Annotated in this window: 17 protein-coding genes; 11 read left to right on the plus strand and 6 right to left on the minus strand. The window is 71.9% G+C overall.

The window, feature by feature from the left end:
• Positions 1 to 11: 11 nt before the first annotated feature.
• Positions 12 to 2,177 (minus strand): ATP-dependent DNA helicase, encoded by a 2,166-nt coding sequence (locus C6N31_RS37525; protein ID WP_232486140.1) that lies wholly within the window; start codon positions 2,175 to 2,177, stop codon positions 12 to 14.
• Positions 2,178 to 2,518: 341 nt separating this feature from the next.
• On the minus strand, positions 2,519 to 3,499 hold the full coding sequence (locus C6N31_RS37530; protein WP_138354774.1) for an aldo/keto reductase: 981 nt from the start codon (positions 3,497 to 3,499) through the stop codon (positions 2,519 to 2,521).
• A gap of 126 nt (positions 3,500 to 3,625) precedes the next feature.
• Here C6N31_RS37530 and C6N31_RS37535 point away from each other — a divergent pair, with 126 nt between their 5' ends.
• Positions 3,626 to 4,675, plus strand: coding sequence for an LLM class F420-dependent oxidoreductase (locus tag C6N31_RS37535; RefSeq protein WP_138354775.1), 1,050 nt, complete (start codon positions 3,626 to 3,628; stop codon positions 4,673 to 4,675).
• A 144-nt stretch (positions 4,676 to 4,819) separates the two neighbouring features.
• On the opposite strand, the gene C6N31_RS37540 is transcribed toward C6N31_RS37535, so the two are convergent.
• Both C6N31_RS37540 and corA read right to left on the minus strand, forming a co-directional pair.
• Entirely contained in the window at positions 4,820 to 5,425 is a 606-nt protein-coding gene (locus C6N31_RS37540; protein WP_138354776.1) for a hypothetical protein, read from the minus strand.
• A gap of 306 nt (positions 5,426 to 5,731) precedes the next feature.
• Positions 5,732 to 6,724 carry a magnesium/cobalt transporter CorA gene (gene corA, locus C6N31_RS37545; RefSeq protein WP_138354864.1) on the minus strand — a complete coding sequence of 331 codons (993 nt, stop codon included), beginning with the start codon at positions 6,722 to 6,724 and terminating at the stop codon, positions 5,732 to 5,734.
• A 47-nt stretch (positions 6,725 to 6,771) separates the two neighbouring features.
• Between corA and C6N31_RS37550 the strand changes: the two genes are divergently transcribed.
• The 5 genes from C6N31_RS37550 (at position 6,772) to C6N31_RS37570 (ending at position 13,843) form a co-directional block, all read left to right on the plus strand.
• A complete protein-coding gene (locus tag C6N31_RS37550; protein ID WP_138354777.1) occupies positions 6,772 to 7,509 on the plus strand; it encodes a histidine phosphatase family protein in 738 nt (245 codons plus the stop codon).
• Positions 7,510 to 7,695: 186 nt separating this feature from the next.
• Positions 7,696 to 8,286, plus strand: a complete 591-nt coding sequence (locus C6N31_RS37555; RefSeq protein ID WP_138354778.1) for a DUF3090 domain-containing protein — start codon at positions 7,696 to 7,698, stop codon at positions 8,284 to 8,286.
• On the plus strand, positions 8,250 to 9,152 hold the full coding sequence (locus tag C6N31_RS37560; protein ID WP_138354779.1) for an SCO1664 family protein: 903 nt from the start codon (positions 8,250 to 8,252) through the stop codon (positions 9,150 to 9,152). The genes C6N31_RS37555 and C6N31_RS37560 overlap by 37 nt, the downstream gene beginning before the upstream one ends.
• A gap of 171 nt (positions 9,153 to 9,323) precedes the next feature.
• Positions 9,324 to 10,553 (plus strand): cysteine--1-D-myo-inosityl 2-amino-2-deoxy-alpha-D-glucopyranoside ligase, encoded by a 1,230-nt coding sequence (gene mshC / locus C6N31_RS37565; RefSeq protein ID WP_138354780.1) that lies wholly within the window; start codon positions 9,324 to 9,326, stop codon positions 10,551 to 10,553.
• Positions 10,554 to 10,810: 257 nt separating this feature from the next.
• Entirely contained in the window at positions 10,811 to 13,843 is a 3,033-nt protein-coding gene (locus tag C6N31_RS37570; RefSeq protein WP_138354781.1) for an NPCBM/NEW2 domain-containing protein, read from the plus strand.
• An 83-nt stretch (positions 13,844 to 13,926) separates the two neighbouring features.
• Here the strand turns inward: C6N31_RS37570 and C6N31_RS37575 are convergent, their stop codons facing one another.
• Both C6N31_RS37575 and C6N31_RS37580 read right to left on the minus strand, forming a co-directional pair.
• Entirely contained in the window at positions 13,927 to 14,874 is a 948-nt protein-coding gene (locus C6N31_RS37575; protein WP_138354782.1) for a PAC2 family protein, read from the minus strand.
• 171 nt (positions 14,875 to 15,045) lie between these two features.
• On the minus strand, positions 15,046 to 16,068 hold the full coding sequence (locus C6N31_RS37580) for a glycoside hydrolase family 18 protein (protein WP_138354783.1): 1,023 nt from the start codon (positions 16,066 to 16,068) through the stop codon (positions 15,046 to 15,048).
• A gap of 109 nt (positions 16,069 to 16,177) precedes the next feature.
• Here C6N31_RS37580 and C6N31_RS37585 point away from each other — a divergent pair, with 109 nt between their 5' ends.
• From C6N31_RS37585 to C6N31_RS37605, 5 genes are all read left to right on the plus strand, one after another.
• Positions 16,178 to 17,524, plus strand: a complete 1,347-nt coding sequence (locus C6N31_RS37585; RefSeq protein ID WP_138354784.1) for an L-fuconate dehydratase — start codon at positions 16,178 to 16,180, stop codon at positions 17,522 to 17,524.
• Positions 17,521 to 18,321, plus strand: coding sequence for an SDR family NAD(P)-dependent oxidoreductase (locus tag C6N31_RS37590; RefSeq protein WP_138354785.1), 801 nt, complete (start codon positions 17,521 to 17,523; stop codon positions 18,319 to 18,321). The genes C6N31_RS37585 and C6N31_RS37590 overlap by 4 nt, the downstream gene beginning before the upstream one ends.
• A gap of 187 nt (positions 18,322 to 18,508) precedes the next feature.
• The gene (locus C6N31_RS37595; protein ID WP_198359253.1) at positions 18,509 to 19,561 is read left to right on the plus strand and encodes a sugar ABC transporter substrate-binding protein; all 1,053 of its coding nucleotides are present in this window, start codon (positions 18,509 to 18,511) and stop codon (positions 19,559 to 19,561) included.
• A 2-nt stretch (positions 19,562 to 19,563) separates the two neighbouring features.
• On the plus strand, positions 19,564 to 21,162 hold the full coding sequence (locus C6N31_RS37600) for a sugar ABC transporter ATP-binding protein (protein WP_138354787.1): 1,599 nt from the start codon (positions 19,564 to 19,566) through the stop codon (positions 21,160 to 21,162).
• Complete coding sequence (locus C6N31_RS37605) at positions 21,155 to 22,195, plus strand: ABC transporter permease (RefSeq protein ID WP_138354788.1); 1,041 nt, start codon at positions 21,155 to 21,157, stop codon at positions 22,193 to 22,195. The genes C6N31_RS37600 and C6N31_RS37605 overlap by 8 nt, the downstream gene beginning before the upstream one ends.
• Positions 22,196 to 22,238 lie beyond the last annotated feature (43 nt).

Genomic DNA, 22,238 nt, shown 5'->3' on the forward strand with positions numbered 1-22,238 from the left:
CCCGGCGCGGCTCACTCCGCCGCCTGCTCGCGCGCCTGCTCGCGCAGCACCGAACGCAACCGGGTCGTGCGGTCCTTCGCCGGAATGCCGGCCACCGCCTGGGCCAGGCCCTGATCGGCGCCCTGCACCACCGAAAGGTGGCGCTCGCCCCGGCCGAAGGCCGTGTAGACCCACGCACGGGTCAGCGCCTGCACGGCGTCGCCCGGCAGCACCACGACCACGGCGGGCCAGCGGAGCCCGGCGGACTGCTGCGCCGTCATCGCCCACCCGTGCCGCAGCGCCGCCACCTGGTCGCGCGGTACGAGGACCCGGGTGCCCGCGCAGTCCAGGTTCAGACCCTCGGGATCGGCGGACAGCACCGTGCCGGGCAGCGTCAGGCCAGGCTCCGGCGCGTACACCACCCGGTCGCCCGGGTCGAAGCCGCCGAACCGGCCCGGGCCGGGGTTGAGCCGTTCCTTGAGCGCCGCGTTCAGCACCTGGGTGCCGACCGCGCCGCCGTGGCCCGGCGTGATGACCTGGGTCTCCGTGGCGGGCACTCCGATGACGCGCGGCACCGAGTCGGCGACCAGCTGCACCGTGCGGTGCACCGCCTCGCGGGGGTCGCGCACCGGGACGATGACGACCTCCTTACCGGGAGCCTCCACCGCCGTCAGCTCCCCGATGCCGATCCCCGACACCAGCTCGCCGATCGGCCCCGGGTCCGGGGTCCTGGACGCCACCTGCGGACAGGTCTTCGCCGCCAGCAGATCCGCGAAGGCCCGGCCGGGCCCGGCCGACCACAGCACCCCGGGGTCGCCGCTGAGGACCAGCCGTGCACCGTCAGGAACGGCCTCCACGAGCGTCGCCGAGAGCTCCACGTCGAGCTGCGGGGCGTCCAGTACGGCCAGCACGTCCAGAGCCAGGCTCCCGTCGGCCTCCCGGCCCGGACCCTCCTGCCCGGACAGCAGCCCGGCGACGGTGACGGCGGTGTCCTCGCCGAGGTGCGCGGCGAGCCGTCGCCGGCCCTCCGCGGTGTACGCGGCGGCGTACGCGCGCAGCCCCAGCTCCCGCGCCGCGGCGACCAGCGCGGCCGGCTCGGCGCGGGCCGCCTCTCCGCCGGTGTGCGTGACGAGACCGCTGACGGCGGCGGCGCGGACCAGCGCGGCGGCGGACGGCGACGACGTGGCGGCCGCGGCGGACTCCCAGTCGAGATCGTCGCCTTCGAAGGTCTTGAGCAGCCGGTCCAGGCCGTCCGCGAGGCTCTCCTCGGCGAGCGCGTAGCGGTCGAGGCCGAGCAGCAGCCGGACCGGCGGCCCCTCGTCCCCCTCGTCCGCCGCGGCCGGCTTCGCCCCGGGGACGTCCTCGGTGTCCTGGAACACCAGCACGCGGCCCTCGGCGATGGCGGCGCTCAGTCCTTCCTCGGCGCCGGAGACCGACTGCTTCTCCAGCGCGGTGCGCAGCACGGACGATTCGAGGGCCGTGTGCCCCTGCTCGGCGGCCCGCTCCAACAGCCATACGACCAGGGCCCGTACGCGGCGCTCGTCGTCGGGCCCGCAGTCGGCGCCGAGCAGCGCCCGCGCGAAGCCGTCCGCGTGCTCGACCCGCACGCCGGCCAGCGACAACACCTGCCACGGATCCTCGCGCAGCGCCTGCGCCGCCCGTTCGCCGAGCGCGGCCACCGCGGGCTCGGCCAGCTCCGCCGGCGCCCCGCCCTCGGCCAGCACGGCCCGCACCGCCTCGACGGCGGCCGGGTCGTACACCACCGGCATCCGCGCGAGACGGATCGGTTCCTGTTCCGCCCGCTCCCGGACAGGCCGTTCAGCGGGGACGGCCGGAGCCGGGGCCGCGACGGGTTCAGCCGCGACGGGTTCGGCGTCGACGACCTCCTCGGGCTCGTCCTCCTCGTCCTCCTCGTTCTCCTCGGCGTCGTCGGTGCTCTCGGCCTCCGCCTCCGAAGGCTCCGAAGGAGTGGGCGGCTCAGAGGACTCGGCGGACTCGGCAGGCGCGGATTCCGCGGCGTCCTGACCTTCCGGAGCAGCGGCCTCCGGACCATCGACGACAGCCGCCTCGTCCGCCCCCTCGGAACCCTCCGCCCCCTCCGCGGCTTCGGCCCCCTCGGCAGCTTCCGCCCCAGGCACGGGAACGCCCGCCACGGCCGCCGCCTCGGCGGCCTGGAGCTTCGCCGCCTCCGCGGCCATCGCGTCGCGGCGCTTGCGGCGGGCGGCCGCGGCATCGCCCTTGGGGGCGGGGGCCGAGGGGTTGTCGCCGCGTTCGATGGAGCGCATGGCGGCGGCGAGGTCCGCGAGGTCGACCGCGGGCTTGGCACGGGCGCCGGCCCGCGCGGCCGGGGCGGGGACGAGCGGCGCGGCGGCATCGTCTATGACCCGCTCCTGGGCCCGCTCCGTCTCGGCGAGGCGGGCGGGGGCCGTGGGCGGTTGCCCGTCGGCGCCGGGCGTCGCGACGTCCTGGTCGGTGCGGTCCTCGGTCACGTGGGCCTCCGTGGTGCGGCGTGGTGCGGCGGATCCCCGGCCGGGCTCGCTCAGAGCGTGCTCCAGTCGTGATCCGGGTAACGGTGCAGCGGCGCCGACACATCGTCCAGCGCCTGGCAGATCTCACCCGGAAGACTAAGGGCCTCCACTGACAATGCCTGCGCCAGCTGCTGCGCGTTGCGCGCGCCGACGATGGGCGCGGTCACTCCCGGCCGGTCCCTGACCCAGGCCAGCGCGACGTCTATCGGCCGGACGGCGAGCCCGTCGGCCGCGGTGGTGACGGCGTCGACGATGAGCCGGGCGGTGTCGTCGAGGTACGGGTCGACGAAGGCCGCCATCTCCTCCGAGCCGCCGCGCGACTCGACGGGGGTGCCGCTGCGGTACTTGCCCGTGAGCACGCCCCGGCCCAGCGGCGAGGACGGCAGCAGCCCGATGCCCAGGTCGAGTGCGGCCGGCAGCACCTCGCGCTCGATGCCGCGCTGCAGCAGCGAGTACTCCATCTGCGTGCTCGCCAGCGGGGTGCGGCCGGGCACCGCGCGCTGCCAGGTCGCGGCCTTGGCGAGCTGCCAGCCGCAGTAGTTGGACACCCCTACGTACCGGGCCCGGCCGGAGGTGACGGCGATGTCGAGGGCCTGCAGCGTCTCGTCGAGCGGGGTGGCCGGATCGAAGGCGTGCACCTGCCACAGGTCGACGTAGTCGGTGCCGAGCCGCTGCAGGGAGGCGTCGAGGGCCGAGAGCAGATGGCCGCGGGAACAGTCGAAGCGCCGGTCGGGATCGGGCACGCTGCCCGCCTTGGTGGCGATCACCAGATCCGCGCGCGGGACGAACTCCTCGATGAGCCGCCCGAGCAGGTACTCCGCGCCGCCGTCCGCGTAGACGTCGGCGGTGTCCACCAGCGTGCCGCCCGCCTCCCAGAACGTCTTCAGCTGGTCGGCCGCGTCGCGTTCCCCGGTGTAGCGCCCCCAAGTGAGCGTGCCCAGGCCAAGCCGCGACACGCGCAACCCGGTGCGGCCGAGGTGCCTCTGTTCCATGACCGCTGAGATTACTGGTGAAGTGGCTGATTGGGCAGCAGTGACGAACCCGACAGGCGCGCGAAGCACGCCATGGCGCTAAAGTCCGGAGTGACAGAGACGTTACTCATCAGTAAGGGGAGCGGCATGCGGCTCGGAATCAACCTCGGCTACTGGGGCGCCGGGATGGATGCGGACAACCTGGCCGTCGCCCAGGAGGCGGACCGGCTCGGCTACGCGGTCTGCTGGGCCGCGGAGGCGTACGGTTCCGACGCCGCGACCGTGCTCTCCTGGGTGGCCGCGCAGACCGAGCGCATCGACATCGGCTCGGCGATCTTCCAGATCCCGGCCCGTACCCCCGCGATGACCGCGATGACCGCCGCCACCCTCGACTCGCTGTCCGGCGGCCGCTTCCGGCTGGGCCTCGGCGTCTCGGGACCGCAGGTCTCCGAGGGCTGGTACGGCACGCGCTTCGACAAGCCGCTGTCCCGCACCCGGGAGTACGTCGAGATCGTCCGCAAGGCGATGGCCCGCGAGCGGCTCTCGCACGAGGGCGAGCACTGGACGCTGCCGCTGCCCGACGGCCCCGGCAAGGCGCTCAAGCTCACCGTGCACCCGGTGCGCGAGCACATCCCGCTGTACATCGCCGCGATCGGCCCCAAGAACCTGGAACAGACCGGCGAGATCGCCGACGGCGCGCTGACGCTCTTCTGCGCCGCCGAGAACATGGAGGACACCTCGCTGGCCCCGCTGCGCGCGGGCCGCGCCAAGGTCGGCAAGACCCTCGAGGGCTTCGACGTCTGTCCGACGCTGCCGCTCGCGCTGGGTGACGACGTGGACGCGCTCGCCGACATCTTCCGCCCCTACACCGCCCTGTACGTCGGCGGCATGGGCAGCAGGAAGCAGAACTTCTACAACCGGCTCGCGCAGCGCATGGGGTACGAGAAGGAAGCCGCCGAGATCCAGGACAAGTACCTGGCGGGCGACAAGGACGGCGCCGCGGCCGCCGTCCCGCGCGAGCTGATCGACCGCACCAGCCTGCTCGGCCCGGTCGAGCGGATCGCGGACCGCATGCAGGAGTACGCGGCCGCCGGCGTCACCACCCTGACCGTCACCCCGGCCGGCTGGACGCTCGACGAGCGGGTCGCCGCACTGCGCGCGGGAGTCGAGGCCATGGAGCGCGCGGGCCTCGCGTAGCCGGCAGAGGACCGGCCCCGGTCCCGCGGAGGGCCGGGGCCGGTATGCAGGTCCCGGCGGCGGACCGGCGTCCTGCCTGAGGGCCGTCGGGTTCTAGGGCGCGTGCCAGGCGTCGTGGGCCAGGCGGGACTTTCGCAACACGCCCTAGCTGGGCACCAGCCGCCCCAGCAGCCGTCCGAACGCGACGAGCCGGGCTATCTGGCCCGGTCCGCCGTCGTCGAGCGACTTGCTGAACCGGAACGCCTCCGGACGGAAGCGGGCGGCGGCGACCGGCGAGTCCGGATCGCCCTGCACGGCGCTCAACTCGTGCGGCATCGATGTCGCGAGTACCAGGTACACCCCGCGGTCGACGCGCACTCCCTGCTCGTTCCTCCCGACCAGCGTCCGCATCCCGACATGGCCGATGGAGTTCAACGGGAGCACCTGCACCGACGAGTCCAGTACGGTCCCGCCGGGTGCGCTGTCGTCGGCCAACTCCTCGCTGTGCCACAGGATCAGCCGCCGGCCGTCGCAGACCGCCGCCTCCTGCCAGACAGACGTGCCGGCCTCCGTCAGATCCACCACCCGCTCCAGGGTGAAACCGAGGACCTTGCGGCGTCCGAGCACCCCCCTGATCGCGTCCAACGCGACGTCCGCGTGCAGGAAGTAGGCGTCGGAAGCGTCCTCGAGCCGCTCGTACGGCGACCAGTCCGACCCCGCCGGACCCGACCGGCGCGTGGTCGGGCGGCTCCTCGTCGCCTTGCTGAACATGTCCACCTGCTTCGCGATTCACGGCCTCGTTGGCCCCTCAGCCCCCGTTGCACCTTACCCAGGAGGTAGGACAGTGCGGGATGAGGAGGCTCGACCGGATCGCTGGGATCTGCGGCCGTGGTGGGGGCTCGGGGGTCTTCCCCGCCACGGCCGTCAGCAAACACAACGCCTCAGCGGGCCAGGAGTTACGCCTCGCGGGGCACCCGCCCCATACGGTCACGGCGACCCGCCGCGCACAGTCTGCCCGCCACCCCACACGGTCACCGCCACCCGCACCGCCCGGCCGCAACCACCCGCCCCACCCCGCTACAGCCACCCGCGCCGTTTGAAGAACCCGTACAGGAGGGCGACGATGCCCGCCATCAGCGTCATGACGGCCGGATAACCCCACGTCTGGTGGAGTTCCGGCATGTGGTCGAAGTTCATGCCGTAGATGCCGGCGATCATCGTCGGCGCCGCGGCCATCGCCGCCCACGCCGAGATCTTGCGCATGTCGTCGTTCTGCCGCACTCCCACCTGCGTCAGATGCGCGGCGAGGATGTCGGACAGCAGCCGGTCCAGGCTCTCGCCCTGCTCGTTCGCCCGGGTCAGGTGGTCGGCGACATCGCGGAAGAACGGCCGGCTGGCCGCCGAGACGAACGGCACCCCGCCGCCCGCGAGCCGGGCCATCGGGTCCATCAGCGGACCGGTGGCACGGCGGAACTCCAGTGCCTGGCGCTTGAAGGTGTAGATCGTGCTCGCGGTGTTGGCCGTGTCCCCGGCATTCGGGGTGAACACGCTCGACTCCAACTCCTCGAGGTCCACCTGCAGTTCGTAGGCGATCTCCACGTAGTGGTCCACCACTGTGTCGCTGATCACATAGAGCACCGAGGGCGGTCCGTGCTTCAGCAGCTCGGGATCCTTCTCCAGCCGCCGCCGCACCTCGGCCAGCGCGCTGCCCTCGCCGTGCCTCACCGTCACCACGAAGGCGTCACCGATGAACACCATCAGCTCACCGGCGGTGACCGTCGCCGCCGCGTCGTCGTACTCCAGCGGTTTGAGGACCACGAACAGCGAATCGTCGTAGACCTCCAGCTTGGGGCGCTGGTGTGCGGTCAGGGCGTCCTCGACGGCCAGCGGATGCAGGCCGAACTCGGAGGTCACCAGGTCGAACTCGTCCTCCGTCGGCTCGTGCAGTCCGATCCAGAGGAAGGCGTCGCCGGACGCCCGCGCCTGGTCCAGGGCATCGGAGAGGTCGTCGGGCCCCTCGGTCCGGTGCCCGTCCTTGTAGATGGCGCAGTCCACGATCACGAGGGCTATTCTTCCGCGATCCGGCGAAGTCACACCACCGACGTAGGCTGGCCCGCATGCCCACCGTGATCCTTGTCCGCCACGGGCGGTCGACCGCCAACGCCGACGGAGTGCTGGCCGGCTGGAGCCAGGGCGTCGCCCTGGACGACAGCGGCCGCGCCCAGGCCACCGAGCTCGCCGCCCGGCTGTCCGTGGTGCCGCTGGCCGCCGTCGTCACCAGCCCGCTGCAGCGCTGCCGGGAGACCGTCCAGCCGATGCTGGACACCCGCCCCGAGCTGCCCGTTCACACCGAGGACCGGATCGGCGAATGCCGCTACGGCGACTGGACGGGCCGCAAGCTCGCCGAGCTCGCCGACGAACCGCTGTGGGCCACCGTGCAGCGCCACCCGTCCGCCGCGGTCTTCCCCGGACCGGACGGCGAGTCGCTGCGGGCCATGCAGGCGCGCGCGGTCGACGCGGTACGGGACTGGAACGCGCGGATCGAGGAGAGCCACGGCCCCGACGCGGTCTACGCCATCTGCTCGCACGGCGACATCATCAAGGCCATCGCCGCCGACGCCCTGGGCATGCACCTCGACCTCTTCCAGCGGATCGCCGTCGACCCCTGCTCGGTGACCGCGATCCGCTACACCGCCTACCGGCCGTTCCTGCTGCGGCTCGGCGACACCGGCGACCTCACCGGGCTCGCGCCCGCGCCGTCCGCGGCGGCCACCGAAGCGTCGGAAACAGGCGGAAACGCCGCCGGGGGCACGACGGGGGACGCGGTGGTCGGTGGTGGCACCGGCACACCGTGATCGGCTTCCGCAGTAGGGTGGTGGACCGGCAGTGTTCCGCCGCCCCGGACCGTGTCCGGCGGTACGGAACGGCCGGTCACACCCATAACTGAGCCCAAACAATTGAGCACAGCCGCAACTGAGCACCGCCACAGCTGAGCAGTCCCACAGTCGAGCAGCCGCACAGTCGAGCAAACGGAGCAGGACGTGCCCCGTCAGGTCTTCTTCTACGAACAACCGGACCGGTTCGTCGCCGGCACGGTCGGTGAGCCGGGCCAGCGCATCTTCTTCCTGCAGGCGACCGGCGCAGGCCGCACCACCAGCGTCGCCCTGGAGAAGACGCAGGTCGCGGCGCTGGCCGAACGGATCGACGAGCTGCTGGACGAGGTCGTTCGGCGGACCGGCGGCAGCACCGTCGTGCCCGCGGTCGCGCCGGGCGAACTGGCCGACACCGCGCCGCTCGACAGTCCCGTTGAGGAGGAGTTCCGGGTCGGCACCATGGCGCTGGCCTGGGACAGCACCCAGGAGCGCATGGTCCTGGAGGCCCAGGCGCTCGTCGAGGTCGAGCCCGACGCCGACGACGCCACCCTCGAAGCGGCCGAGGAGCTGCGCGAGGACGACGAGAACGGCCCGCCGCTGCTGCGGGTCCACCTGACCGGCGCGCAGGCCCGGTCCTTCGCCAAGCGGGCCCTGGACGTGGTCTCGGCGGGCCGTCCGCCGTGCCCGCTGTGCAGCCTGCCCCTGGACCCGGAAGGACACGTATGCCCGCGCCAGAACGGGTACCGGCGGGGGGCCTGACCGGCGACGCCGGTACGTCCGGCGATCCGGGTGACACCACCGGCCCGCCCGGCGGCCCGTCCGGCGCTGCCGGGGACGCCATGGAGCTGCTCACCCGCGGCGAGCTGACCGTGCGCGGGCGGCTGCGCGACGCCTCCAACGCCGTCCTGTACTGCGAGGTCGCCCTCGACGGCCGGACCGCCGAGTGCGTGTACAAGCCGGTCGCCGGGGAGCGCCCGCTGTGGGACTTCCCCGACGGCACCCTCGCCGAGCGCGAGGTGGCCGCGTACCTGGTCTCGGAGGCCACCGGCTGGAGCCTCGTACCACCGACGGTGCTGCGCGACGGCCCGTACGGCGAGGGCATGTGCCAGCTGTGGATCGACGAGGCCGACGAGGAGTCCGGCCAGGCGCCGGAGCTGCTGGCCCTGGTCGAGGAGGACGAGCCGGGCGAGGGCTGGAAGGCGGTCGTCCGGGCCGAGGTGGGCGGCGGCCGCACCGCGCTGCTGGTGCACGCCGACGACCCGCGGCTGCGCCGGATCGCCCTGCTGGACGCCGTGATCAACAACGCCGACCGCAAGGGCGGCCATCTGCTGCCCGCACCGGACGGCCGGCTCTACGGCATCGACCACGGCATCGCCTTCCACGCCGAGGACAAGCTGCGCACCCTCCTGTGGGGCTGGGCGGACGAACCGCTGCCCGAGGACGCCGTCGAGGTGCTCCGGCGCCTCACCGACGCCCTGAAGGGCGGGCTGGGCGCCCGGCTCGCGGAGCTGCTCACCGACGCCGAGGTGGCAGCGGTCGGCACCCGAGTGGCGGATCTGCTGCGCACCGGTCGCTACCCGCGGCCGAGCGGCCAGTGGCCGGCCATTCCCTGGCCGCCCGTCTAGGAGTCTCCAGCCGCAGGTCTGCCCTGCCGGCACAGCCGTCGGGCCGAGGACCCGGAGCCGACCCTCCCGGGCGGCGGCGCGCGGAAAAGTCAAGACGGCCAATCCGGCCCATCCGCACTCGTGCCTGCCGCCGGTTCGTTTCCGGAACCCACGTCCGGTTACGCTCATCTCATGTATGCCTGGCCCGCTTCCGACGTCCCTGCCCTTCCCGGCAGTGGCCGCGACCTCCGCCTCCACGACACCGCGACCGGTGGCCCGGTAACCCTGGACCCCGGTCCGGTCGCCCGCATCTATGTCTGCGGGATCACTCCCTATGACGCCACCCACATGGGGCACGCGGCCACCTACAACGCGTTCGACCTCGTGCAGCGCGTGTGGCTCGATACGAAGCGTCAGGTGCAGTACGTCCAAAACGTCACGGACGTCGACGATCCGCTCCTGGAGCGGGCCATCGCCAACGGAGACGACTGGACCGCGCTCGCCGAGCGTGAGACCGCCCTGTTCCGGGAGGACATGACCGCGCTGCGGATGCTCCCCCCGGCCCACTACATCGGCGCCGTCGAGGCCATACCCGGGATCGTCCCGCTGGTCGAACGGCTGCTGGAACTGGGTGCCGCCTACGAACTGGGTGGCGACACCTACTTCTCCGTCGACTCCGACCCGCACTTCGGCCAGGTCTCCCGGCTGGACGCGACCGCGATGCGGATCCTGTCCGCGGAGCGCGGCGGCGACCCGGACCGTCCCGGCAAGAAGAACCCGCTGGACCCGATGCTCTGGATGGCCGCCCGTGAGGGCGAGCCGAGCTGGGACGGCGCCTCCCTCGGCCGCGGCCGGCCCGGCTGGCACATCGAGTGTGTGGCCATCGCGCTGGACCACCTCGGGATGGGCTTCGACGTCCAGGGCGGCGGCTCCGACCTCGCCTTCCCGCACCACGAGATGGGCGCCTCGCACGCCCAGGTGCTCACCGGCGAGTTCCCGATGGCCAAGGCGTACGTGCACGCCGGCATGGTCGCCCTCAACGGCGAGAAGATGTCGAAGTCCAAGGGCAACCTGGTCTTCGTCTCCCAGCTGCGCCGTGACGGGGTCGACCCCGCCGCGATCCGGCTCTCGCTCCTCGCCCACCACTACCGCGCCGACTGGGAGTGGACGGACGGCGTGCTCGCCGACGCCGTCGAACGCCTCGCCCGCTGGCGCGCGGCGGTGTCCCGTCCCGACGGGCCGCCGGCCGAGGCGCTCGTCGAGGAGATCCGCGAGGCGCTCGCGAACGACCTGGACGCACCGGCCGCGCTCGCCGCGGTGGACCGCTGGGCCGCCTCGCAGGCCCTGTCCGGCGGCACGGACGAGGGAGCGCCCGGTGTGGTCTCCCGCGCGGTCGACGCACTCCTGGGCGTCGCCCTCTAACGACAGCCCGTACGACAGCTCGTAGCGCAACCGAACGGCCCCGGCGGATCGCCGCCGGGGCCGTTTCGTTGCGCCCGGCGGACAGCGGAACGGGGCCCGCCGCGCCGGAAGCGGTGACCCGGCACCCGACGGCCCTCTGGTCAGGAGCACGGCATCTGCGCTATACACGCTCGCAGTTGCTCATTTCTTGCTTCCAACTGCGCGCAGATGCAGCCGGAGAGGTGTTCATGCACAGGAATGCTCAAGAACATCGCAGAATGTCTGCGATGCCGCTGATGGTGATGCTGGGCCTGCTCGTGGCCCTCCTCGTCCCGGTACCGGGTACGGCGCACGCCGCCGCGCCCGCCGATACCACCGTCGGGAATCTGACCGGATTCTCCGCCGCCGGGCCCGTCTACCACCTGACGGCCGGCCAGGCCGAGGTCCGGGTCACCTTCGTGTCCGGGCAGACGTTCCGTGTGGAGCTCGCGCCCGACGGGAAGTTCAGCGACCCCACCGGCACCGACATCGTGCTGCCGCAGGGCGCCGCGCCGGCCACCCGGTGGCGGGACGCGGGTGACCGGTACGAGCTGAGTACCTCCCAGGTCACCCTGCGCGCGTACAAGTCCCCGCTGCGCTTCGCCCTCTACCGCGCCGACGGCACCAAGGTCTGGGCCGAGTCCAAGGGCCTGACGTGGAACGGCACCAGGACCACCCAGACCCTGGAGCGCGGCGCCACCGAGCAGTTCTACGGCGCCGGGATGCAGAACGGCCGCGGTAACACCTCGCACCGCGGCCAGACCGTCGAGGTCGGCGTCGACGACAACTGGAACGACGGCGGGCACCCCAACTCCGTCCCGTTCTACCTGTCCACGGCCGGCTACGGCGCCTTCCGCAACACCTATGCGCCCGGCACGTACGCCTTCACCGATCCGGTGGCGACGACCGAGCAGGAGAACCGCTTCGACGCGTACTACTTCGCCGGCCCGTCGGCCAAGGACGTCATCGGCCAGTACACCCAGCTGACCGGCCGCCCCTTCCTGCCGCCCGTGTACGGGCTCGAGGTCGGCGACTCCGACTGCTATCTGCACAACGCCAACCGGGGCGAGCGGCACACCCTGGACTCCCTCAAGGTCGCCGACGACTACGTCAAGAACGACATGCCGAACGGCTGGATGCTCGTCAACGACGGCTACGGCTGCGGCTACGAGAACCTCCCGCAGACCTCCGCCGGTCTCCAGGACCGCAAGATGAAGACCGGCCTGTGGACCGAGGACGGCATCGGCAAACTCGCCGACCAGGTCAAGGCCGGCCAGCGGATCGCCAAGCTCGACGTGGCCTGGGTCGGCGGCGGCTACAAGTTCGCCCTCGACGGCTGCAAGGACGCCTACCAGGGCATCGAGGACAACAGCGACGCCCGCGGCTTCACCTGGGCTCCCGAGAGCTGGTCGGGCGCGCAGCGCTGCGGCGTGCAGTGGTCGGGCGACCAGTCCGGCAGCTGGGAGTACATCCGCTGGCAGATCCCGACGTACGCGGGCGCCACGATGTCCGGGCTCGCCTACACCTCGGGTGACATCGACGGCATCTTCGGCGGCAGCCCCAAGACCTACACCCGCGACCTGGAGTGGAAGTCCTTCCTGCCGGCCGTGATGACGATGGACGGCTGGGCCGCGAACGACAAGCAGCCCTACCGGTACGGGGAGCCGTACACCTCCATCAACCGCCAGTACCTCAAGCTCAAGGAGTCGCTGCTGCCGTACACGTACTCCTACGCGGCCGAGGCGAACCGCACCGGGGTCGGCCAGGTGCGGCCGCTCGCGCTGGAGTACCCGGACGACCCGAAGGCGGCGTCCGACGCGGCGAAGTACGAGTTCCTGTCCGGCGAGGACTTCCTCGTGACGCCGGTCTACCAGGACACCGCGGTGCGCGACGGCATCTATCTGCCGAAGGGCACCTGGAGCGACTACTGGACCGGCCGCGTCTACCAGGGCCCGACCACGGTCAACGGCTACAGCGCGCCGCTGGGCACGCTGCCGCTGTTCGTCAAGGCCGGTGCCGCCGTGCCGATGTGGCCCGGCATCAGGTCCTACCAGGACCGCACCCCGGCCTCGCCGGTCGCCTGGGACGTCTACCCGCAGGGCACGTCGTCCTTCACGCTGTACGAGGACGACGGCGTCACCCGGCAGAGCCGGGCCGGGAAGTACGCGCGGCAGAAGGTCACCGTCAAGGCCCCGTCGTCCGGCGCGGGCGACGTGACCGTCGACGTCGGAGCCAGCAACGGAACCTTCCAGGGCAAGCAGACCGCCCGCCCGTACCAGTTCACCGTGCACACCGGTGACGCGCCTGCCGGTCTGCTGCTGGACGGGTCCGCGCTGCCGAAGTACACCTCCAAGGCCGCCTTCGACGCGGCCTCGCGCGGCTGGTGGTTCGACACGGCCGACCGGGGCGGCGTGGTGCAGGTCAAGACCCCGTCGCTGAGCACCGCGAAGGCGTTCTCCCTCCGGCTGCTGGGCGCGAGCGCGCTCGGCGGCAAGGCGCCGGGCAGCGCCGCCGTGGTGTCGTCGCCGCCGGCGCAGGAGGTCGGCGCGGGTGTGCCGGCCACCGTGCCGGTGGACGTGACGGCGGGCAGCAGGGACGCCACCGGAGTCCAGGTGACGCTGAAGGCGCCGGCCGGCTGGTCGGTGACCGCCCCTGCGCCGGTGGGCCGCATTCCCGCCGGGACGACCCGGAGGGTCCAGGTCACCGTCACCCCGCCGCAGAACGCGGCACCGGGGGAGGCGGTGCTGACGGCCTCCGCCGCCTACCGGACGGGCGGGCAGGCCCGGGTGACGGCGCAGCCGTTCGCGGTCTCCGCGATGCCGCCGCCACCGGTGGCCGACACCTGGGCGAGCGACATGGTGTGGCTGAGCGAGGGGAACGGCTACGGGCCGCCCGAACGCGATCGCAGCAACGGGGAGTCGGGCGCCGAGGACGGTCATCCGATCACCCTGGCGGGCACGGTCTACCCCAAGGGGATCGGCGCCCACGCCGACTCCGACATCGAGCTCTACACCGGCGGCCGCTGCACCCGCTTCACCGCGGACGCCGGGATCGACGACGAGATCAACGGCTATGGGGAGGTGGCCTTCTCGGTCGAGGCCGACGGCAAGGTGCTGTGGACCTCGCCCAAGGTGACGGGCGCCTCCGCGACCGTGCCGGTGGACGTCCCGCTCGGCGGGGCGCGCCACGTCCGTCTGAAGATCACCGACACCAACGGTTCCAAGAGCGGTGACCACGGGGACTGGGCCGCGGCGAAGTTCAGCTGCGCCTGACCCGTCGGGACCCCGTGACGGACGACCGCCGGCCGGATGCGCAGCGCGCACCCGGCCGGCGGCCGGTCGTCCCGCGTACCGGGCTACTCGTCGTCGGAGTCGTCCGGTTCGGGCTCCTCCTTGGCGGCGCCCCGGGCGGGGTGCGGTCCCGATGAGGTGTCCCTGAGGTAGGGATGGGCCTCGCCGGTGTCGGGGTCGCGGCGCCGCAGATAGCGCTCGAACTCCTTGGCGATGGCCTCGCCCGACGCCTCCGGCAGTTCGACGGTGTCGCGGGCCTCCTCCAACGTCTGTACGTACTCGGCGACTTCGCTGTCCTCGGCCGCGAGCTGGTCCACCCCGACCTGCCAGGCGCGCGCGTCCTCCGGCAGTTCGCCGAGCGGGATCCGCACATCGAGCAGATCCTCCAGGCGGTTGAGGAGGGCGAGCGTCGCCTTGGGGTTCGGCGGCTGCGACACGTAGTGCGGGACGGCGGCCCACAGGCTGACCGCCGGGATGCCGGCGTGCGTGCACGCCTCCTGCAGGATGCCGACGATGCCGGTCGGGCCCTCGTAGCGGGACTCCTCCAGGTTCAGGGCGACGGCCAGGTCCGCGTCGGAGGTCACTCCGGTGACGGGGACCGGGCGGGTGTGCGGGGTGTCGCCCAGCAGCGCGCCCAGCACGACGACCATCTCCACGCCGAGTTCATGGGCGAAGCCCAGGATCTCGTTGCAGAACGAGCGCCAGCGCATGCTCGGCTCGATGCCGCGGACCAGGACGAGGTCACGGGGCCGGGGGTTCTGGACGCGGACCACCGACAGCCGCGTGGTCGGCCAGGTGATCTTGCGTACCCCGGCGTCCAGCCAGACGGTCGGCCGGTTGACCTGGAAGTCGTAGTAGTCCTCGGCGTCCAGTGCCGCGAAGACTTCCCCCTTGAATTCCCGGTCCATGTGGCCGACCGCGGTGGAGGCTGCGTCGCCGGCGTCGTTCCAGCCCTCGAACGCGGCCACCATGACCGGGTCGATCAGCTCGGGTACTCCCTCGAGCTCGATCACCCAGCGCCTCCTTCCGGCCGGAGGGGGCGAGGCCGTCCCCTGCCGGCTGCTGTTCGTGTCAGTGCGGGACCAGCCTACGGCTTACGGAGGCCCTCTCCGCAGCCCTCGTACCAGGATGATCCCCACGGTCATCGCACGTACGCGTCCGGTCACGATCCGCTCCCGCGGCGGTCAGCGCCCGCCCCATCCGGACCGGTACGCGGCCCAGTCGCCGGGGGTCGCGGCGTAGTCCACGTAGAGCGCCATGCCGAAGGCCTCGCGGTCCTTTCCGTGCCTGGCCAGACCCAGTCGCGCGCCGCGCACGGCGGCCGTGACGGTCTCGGCGGAGGGATGGTGTCCGCTCGTGCTGGTGTGGTAGCCGGGCAGCCCCATGATCAGGTCGGTGCCGGCCGGGGTGACCTCCAGGGCGAGGGCGGTCTGCTGGGCGAGGTAACCCCCGAACAGGCTTTCCAGTGGCATCGCCGAGTCGTACGCCATCACCGCGACCTGGTCGACGCGGCGGGCGACCTCGGCGAAGTACTTCTGCGACCACCACTTGGGATGGTCGAACATCGACAGCGCGATGGTGTGCAGTCCCGGCAGCGGATCGATCTGGTGGGTGGCCACCGACAGCGCGGCGCCGTGCGCCGAAGTCGTGGCGCGCAACCGGTCCAGGATGTCCAGGAAGTCCTTGTCACCGGAGTAGTTGGGCTCCAGATCGAGGTGGACGCCGTCGAATCCGGCGGCCAGCACCTGCTGACCGCTGGCCTGGATGCGGGCGCGGGTGGCCTCGTCGGGCAGGTGCAGCCCGTCGTCCCCGTTGTGGTGCGCGATGACGTTGCCGAGCCAGGCCTGCACCCGGACGCCCGGCAGGATCCGGTGGACCTCGCCGATCAGCCAGGCCGCGCCCGGGTAGAGCGTCGGATCGAGACTGCCGTTCTGCTCCAGCGGTCCGGTGTGCACATAGAGGTCCCGGATCCCGGTGCCCTGGGCCTGGACGCGCAGGGCTTCGAGGTCGGCCGCGGTGTGCCGGCCGTCGACCCAGGCGTGCCCGAGCCAGACCGCGTCATGCCCCCGGGTGCGGCCCGCCGCGCCGGGATCCCCGGCGTATTCGAGCCGCAGCGCGATGGCCACGGCCACCACGGGGACCAGGAGCACCACAGCGGTCACCAGCGCCCCACGACGCAGCCATTTCAGGAGTCTCTCGCGAGACATCCGATCTGTCTTCCACAAAGTTGGCTCTACCCCCTGGACTTCGCGAGGTTTTCGGCGCTATACATCGGTTGTTCGAAAAAAGATCCGATGTCTCACGACGGGGGTGTACATGAGTCCGACCATTACCGAGGTCGACGTCTACGACATACGCTTCCCGACCTCGGAGCAGCTCGACGGCTCGGACGCCATGAACCCCGACCCCGACTACTCCGCCGCCTACGTAGTTCTGCGCACCGATGACCCCGACGGCCTGGAGGGGCACGGCTTCTGCTTCACGATCGGCCGCGGCAACGATGTCACCGCCGCCGCGATCCGCTCCCTGCGACCCTATGTACTGGGACGCGGCGTGGACAGTATTACCGGTGATCTTGGCGGACTCCACCGGGAACTGACCCATGACTCGCAGCTGCGCTGGCTGGGCCCGGAGAAGGGCGTCATGCACATGGCGGCCGGCGCCGTCATCAACGCGGCCTGGGACCTGGCGGCCAAGCGGGCCGGCCAGCCGGTCTGGGAGTTCCTCGCCTCGATGAGCCCGGAACAGATCGTGGACATGGTCGACTTCCGCTATCTGACCGACGCGCTCACCCGCGAGGAGGCGCTGGACATCCTGCGCGCCGCGGAACCCGGCCGGGCCGCACGGGCCGCGCTGCTGCGCGACCGCGGCTACCCCGCGTACACCACCTCACCGGGATGGCTCGGCTACTCCGACGAGAAGCTCGCCCGGCTGTCCAAGGAAGCCGTCGCCGACGGCTTCCACCAGATCAAGCTCAAGGTCGGCGCCGATCTCGGCGACGACCTGCGCCGGATGCGGATCGCCCGCGAGGCCGTCGGCCCGGACATCCGGATCGCCGTCGACGCCAACCAGCGCTGGGACGTCTCCGCCGCGCTGGAGTGGATGAAGGCCCTGGCCGCCTACGACCCGTACTGGATCGAGGAACCCACCAGCCCGGACGACATCCTCGCGCACGCCGCGGTACGCGCCGGGCAGCCCGTCAAGGTCGCCACCGGTGAACACGCCGCCAACCGCGTCATGTTCAAGCAGCTGCTGCAGGCCGGCGCCGTGGACTTCGTCCAGATCGACGCGGCCCGCGTCGCCGGGGTCAACGAGAACATCGCGATCCTGCTGCTGGCCGCCAAGTTCGGGGTGCCGGTCTGCCCGCACGCGGGCGGTGTCGGCCTGTGCGAGCTCGTGCAGCACCTGGCGATGTTCGACTACGTCGCCGTCTCCGGGAGCTGGGACGACCGGGTCATCGAATACGTGGACCACCTCCACGAGCACTTCGAGGACCCCGTCGTCATCGACCACGGCCGCTACCGCGCCCCCGCCCGTCCCGGCTTCTCCGCCCGGATGAAACCCCGATCCATCGCCGACCACCGCTACCCGGAAGGCCCGGTCTGGCAGGCCCGGCAGGAGGACCGCACTGTTTCGCAGGCCCGCCAGGAAGGATCCGCATGAACAACATCCAAGACCGTGAGTTGCGGGGGCTCACCGCCCTCGTGACCGGCGGCGCCTCCGGCATCGGCGCCGCCACCGCCGCCCTGCTCACCGCGCGCGGCGCGCGCGTCGCCGTCCTGGACCGCGATCCCGCGGGAGCGCCGCCCGGCACCCTGGCCGTCACGGCGGACGTCGCCGACGGCCCCGCGGTACGGGCCGCGGTCGCCGAGGCCGTCGGACTCCTCGGCGGCCTGCACATCCTCGTCAACAACGCGGGGATCGGCGCGATCGGCACCGTCGAGGAGAACGACGACGACGAATGGCTCCGCGTCCTGGACATCAACGTCCTCGGCATGGTGCGCACCGCGCGGGCCGCGCTGCCGCACCTGCGGGCCGCCGCCGCGGACCGCCCCGGCTGTGTGTCCATCACCAACACCTGCTCCATCGCGGCGACCGCGGGACTTCCGCAGCGCGCCCTGTACAGCGCCAGCAAGGGCGCGGTGCTCTCGCTGACGCTCGCGATGGCCGCCGACCACGTCCGCGAGGGCGTACGCGTGAACTGCGTGAATCCCGGTACCGCCGACACCCCCTGGATCGGCAGACTGCTCGACCGTGCCGATGATCCGGCCGCCGAGCGCGCCGCACTGAACGCCCGGCAACCGCTGGGCCGCCTCGTCGCCGCCGACGAGGTCGCCGCGGCCATCGCCTACCTGGCGAGCCCCGCCGCCGGGAGCGTCACCGGGACGGCACTGGCCGTCGACGGTGGCATGCAAGGACTGAGACTCCGCCCCACCCCCCAACGCCCTGGGGGGCAATAGGGAGCGGGCTCCCGGTGTCCTGCGACTCCGGCTCCGGCGTTGTCGTCGGTCGACGACGCTCCGCGTCGCCTCCCTCCTCCGCCTTGGATCCGAAGCCGCAGGACACCGCTCGCTGATCCACTCCCCATCGCCTCCCAGGGCGTAAGCATTCCGAGCCGCTACACACCAAGAAGGGCAGGACTCGACGATGAGACTGCGGCAGCGTTCCCTCACGAGCACCATGGTCACGGCGTGCGCGGCACTCCTCGCGGTCACCGCCGTCGCCGGCTGCAATCGCGGCAGCGACGACAAGGCGGGCACCTCGGGCAAGGTCGGTATCGACCTGCCGCGTGCCGACAGCGATTTCTGGAACTCGTACCAGCAGTACATCGAGAAGGGCGTGAAGGACGGGGTCGTCTCCGCACTGCCGCGCAGCAACTCGCAGAACGACATCACCAAGCTCGTCGCGAACACCCAGACCTTCACCGACCAGGGCGCCAAGGCGGTGGTGATGGCCCCGCAGGACACCGGCGCCATCGCCTCCACCCTGGAACGCCTGGCGGACAAGAAGATCCCGGTCATCAGCGTCGACACCCGCCCCGACAAGGGCGACGTCTACATGGTGGTGCGCGCCGACAACAAGGCGTACGGGCAGAAGGCGTGCGAATACCTCGGCCAGCAGCTCGCCGGCAAGGGCAAGGTCGTCGAGTTCCAGGGCGCGCTCGACTCCATCAACGGGCGGGACCGCTCGGAGGCGTTCGCGTCCTGCATGAAGGAGAAGTTCCCGAACATCAAGGTCATCGAGCTGGCCACCGACTGGCAGGGCGATGTCGCCTCCTCCAAGCTGCAGGCCACCCTCGCCTCGGACCCGGACATCAACGGCATCTACATGCAGGCCGGCGGCGTCTTCCTGCAGCCCACCCTCGCCCTGCTGGAGCAGAAGCACCTGCTCAAGCCGCCGGGCACGGCAGGCCACATCACCATCATCTCCAACGACGGGATCCCCGAGGAGCTGAAGGCGATCCGCGAGGGCAAGATCGACGCGACGGTCTCGCAGCCCGCCGACCTCTACGCCAAGTACGCGCTCTTCTACGCGAAGGCCGCGCTGGACGGCAAGACGTTCCAGCCCGGTCCGACCGACCACGGCTCCAACATCATCAAGATCCCGAACGGTCTGGAGGACCAGCTGCCCGCCCCGCTCGTCACCAAGAGCAACGTGGACGACGCCGCGCTGTGGGCCAACCAGCTCGGAAAGAGCTGACCATGTCCCAGGCACCAGCCAAGGAACTCCCCCGCCAGGAGCCGGCGGCCGGGGCACCGCCGCCGGCCGTGCACGCCGAGGGCGTCGTCAAGCGCTTCGGGCCGACCGTCGCGCTCGACCGGGTGCGGCTGACGGTGCAGGCCGGCGAGTCCCACGCGCTCGTCGGCCGCAACGGCGCCGGCAAGTCCACCCTCGTCTCCGTACTGACCGGGCTGCACGCCCCGGACGCGGGCTCCGTCGCCTTCCAGGGCGAGGCGGCGCCCGCGTTCGGGGACACCACCGCCTGGCAGTCGAAGGTCGCCTGCGTCTACCAGAAGTCCATGGTCGTCCCGGATCTGACCGTCGCGGAGAACCTCTTCCTGAACCGGTACGGCCTCGCGGCCGGCCGCTTCGGGGAGGGCCGGATCCGCTGGCCGAAGCTGCGCCAGCGGGCCCGTGACCTGCTCGCCGAGTATGGCGTCGAGGTCGATCCGGCGGCGCGCGCCAAGGATCTGACCGTCGAGCAGCGGCAGTTCGTGGAGATCGCGCGAGCGCTGTCCTTCGGCGCCCGCTTCATCATCCTCGACGAGCCGACCGCCCAGCTCGACGCGGCGGGTATCGAGCGGCTCTTCGCCCGGCTGCGCGAACTGCAGCGGCAGGGCGTCGCCTTCCTGTTCATCTCCCACCACCTCCAGGAGGTGTACGACCTGTGCACCACCGTCACCGTCTACCGTGACGCCCGGCATGTGCTCACCGCGCCCGTCGCGGAGCTGGGCAAGGCCGACCTGGTGCAGGCGATGACCGGGGACTCGGCGCAGTCCGCCACCGCCTGGCAGGCGGGCGCCACGGTGCGGCGGGAGGACGAACCCGTGCTGCGCGCCGAGGGGCTGGCGCTCGACGGCGCCTACCGGGCCATCGACTTCACCGTGCGCCCCGGCGAGGTGCTCGGCCTGGCCGGGGCGACCGCCAGCGGCAACACGGCGCTGGGGGAGACCCTGGTGGGGCTCCGCAAGCCCACCGCCGGCCGGACCGTCGTCGCGGGCCGGACCGTACGGCCGGGGAGCGTGCCGCACGCGCTCGGCGCCGGGATCGGCTACGTGCCGGAGGACCGGCACCGGCAGGGGCTGGTGCCGGGCCGCAGCGTCGCGGAGAACGCGACGCTCACCGTCACGGACCAGCTCGGCCCGTACGGCACCGTGCTGCCCTCCCGCACCCGGGAGTTCGCGCAGTCGATGATCGACTCGCTGGACATCAAGACCTCGGGACCCGGCCAGTCGGTCTCCGACCTGTCCGGCGGCAACCAGCAGAAGGTCGTCATCGCGCGGGCACTGGCCCGCAAACCGCGGGTGCTGGTGGCGATCAGGCCGACCGCGGGCGTCGACGTCAAGTCCAAGGACTCCCTGCTCGGTGTGGTGCGGGAGGTGGCGGACAGCGGGAACGCCGCGGTCATCGTCTCCGACGAGCTGGACGACCTGCGGGTCTGCGACCGCGTACTGGCCCTGTTCCACGGGCGGGTGATCGCCGAGTTCGACAGCGGATGGACCGACAGGGACGTGGTCTCCGCGATGGAAGGACTGCCCGTGACCCCGGGCGGCCGTAAGGGAGACGACGAAGATGAGTGACACCACCCAGCTGACCGTGGAGCCGGTCGGCACCTCCAAGACGCGCCGGCCGGGAGGTCTGAGCTTCCAGCTGGCCCGCTACCGGGACCTGTCGCTGATCCCGGTGCTGCTGGTGCTGTGCGTGATCGGCTTCATCGTCTCGCCGGCCTTCCTGACCTCCGACAACCTGATCGGTGTCGCCCAGCAGTCCACCGAACTGAGCCTGCTGGTGCTGGCCGAGGCGCTCATCCTCATCAGCGGCCGGATGGACCTGTCGCTGGAATCCACCATCGGCGTGGCCCCGGTCATCGCCATGTGGCTGGTGCTGCCCTCGTCGGGCCCCGCGACCTTCCACGGTCTGGGCGTACTGCCGTCCTGGACCGCGATCCCGGTCTGCCTGGCGGTCGGCGTGGTGATCGGCGGCATCAACGGCTTCCTCATCCTCAAGCTGCGTGTCAACGGCTTCATCGCCACGCTCGGGATGCTCACCATGCTGCGCGGCCTCCAGATCGGGGTGGCCGAGGGCAAGTCGATCGTCAACGTGCCGGAGTCCTTCGCCTACCTCGGCAAGGCCTCCTGGTTCGGCGCGCCCGCCGCCATCTGGATCTGCCTGGTGCTCTTCGCGGTCGGCGGCCTGGCCCTCGGCTATCTGCGGCACGGCCGGGCGCTCTACGCGATCGGCGGGAACACCGAGGCGGCGCGCGCCGCCGGTATCCGCGTGGACCGCATCACCTGGATCGTGCTCGGGCTCGGCGGGCTGCTCGCCGCGTTCGCCGGAATCCTGTACACCGGCCACTACGGATCGGTCTCGGCCAGCCAGGGCAACGGCTGGATCTTCCAGGTGTTCGCCGCCACCGTCATCGGGGGCGTCAGCCTCAACGGCGGGCGGGGCACCCTCTTCGGGGCGCTGACCGGGGTGCTCACCCTGCAGCTGGTCGTCAATGTGATGACGCTGGGCGGTGTGCCCCCGCTGTGGAACCAGTTCCTCAACGGCGCGATCATCATCGTGGCGCTGATCATCTCCCGCTTCGCGAGCGGCGAGAAACAGGACTGACCGACCGACTGACCGACCGACTGACCGACCGGCCGGCCGACGC

Origin of the sequence: Streptomyces fildesensis (genome assembly GCF_016107395.1) — a bacterium.
GTDB classification, from domain to species: Bacteria; Actinomycetota; Actinomycetes; order Streptomycetales; family Streptomycetaceae; genus Actinacidiphila; species Actinacidiphila fildesensis.

Bases quoted from the DNA above. Each gene is read 5' to 3' on its own strand.
- C6N31_RS37595 (WP_198359253.1), top strand. From the start codon at position 18,509: ATGAGACTGCGGCAGCGTTCCCTCACGAGCACCATGGTCACGGCGTGC.
- C6N31_RS37600 (WP_138354787.1), top strand. From the start codon at position 19,564: ATGTCCCAGGCACCAGCCAAGGAACTCCCCCGCCAGGAGCCGGCGGCC.
- C6N31_RS37605 (WP_138354788.1), top strand. From the start codon at position 21,155: ATGAGTGACACCACCCAGCTGACCGTGGAGCCGGTCGGCACCTCCAAG.
- mshC (WP_138354780.1), top strand. From the start codon at position 9,324: ATGTATGCCTGGCCCGCTTCCGACGTCCCTGCCCTTCCCGGCAGTGGC.
- C6N31_RS37590 (WP_138354785.1), top strand. From the start codon at position 17,521: ATGAACAACATCCAAGACCGTGAGTTGCGGGGGCTCACCGCCCTCGTG.
- C6N31_RS37540 (WP_138354776.1), bottom strand. From the start codon at position 5,425: ATGTTCAGCAAGGCGACGAGGAGCCGCCCGACCACGCGCCGGTCGGGT.
- C6N31_RS37585 (WP_138354784.1), top strand. From the start codon at position 16,178: ATGAGTCCGACCATTACCGAGGTCGACGTCTACGACATACGCTTCCCG.
- C6N31_RS37530 (WP_138354774.1), bottom strand. From the start codon at position 3,499: ATGGAACAGAGGCACCTCGGCCGCACCGGGTTGCGCGTGTCGCGGCTT.
- C6N31_RS37550 (WP_138354777.1), top strand. From the start codon at position 6,772: ATGCCCACCGTGATCCTTGTCCGCCACGGGCGGTCGACCGCCAACGCC.
- C6N31_RS37535 (WP_138354775.1), top strand. From the start codon at position 3,626: ATGCGGCTCGGAATCAACCTCGGCTACTGGGGCGCCGGGATGGATGCG.
- C6N31_RS37560 (WP_138354779.1), top strand. From the start codon at position 8,250: ATGCCCGCGCCAGAACGGGTACCGGCGGGGGGCCTGACCGGCGACGCC.
- C6N31_RS37580 (WP_138354783.1), bottom strand. From the start codon at position 16,068: ATGTCTCGCGAGAGACTCCTGAAATGGCTGCGTCGTGGGGCGCTGGTG.
- C6N31_RS37570 (WP_138354781.1), top strand. From the start codon at position 10,811: ATGTCTGCGATGCCGCTGATGGTGATGCTGGGCCTGCTCGTGGCCCTC.
- C6N31_RS37525 (WP_232486140.1), bottom strand. From the start codon at position 2,177: ATGGCCGCGGAGGCGGCGAAGCTCCAGGCCGCCGAGGCGGCGGCCGTG.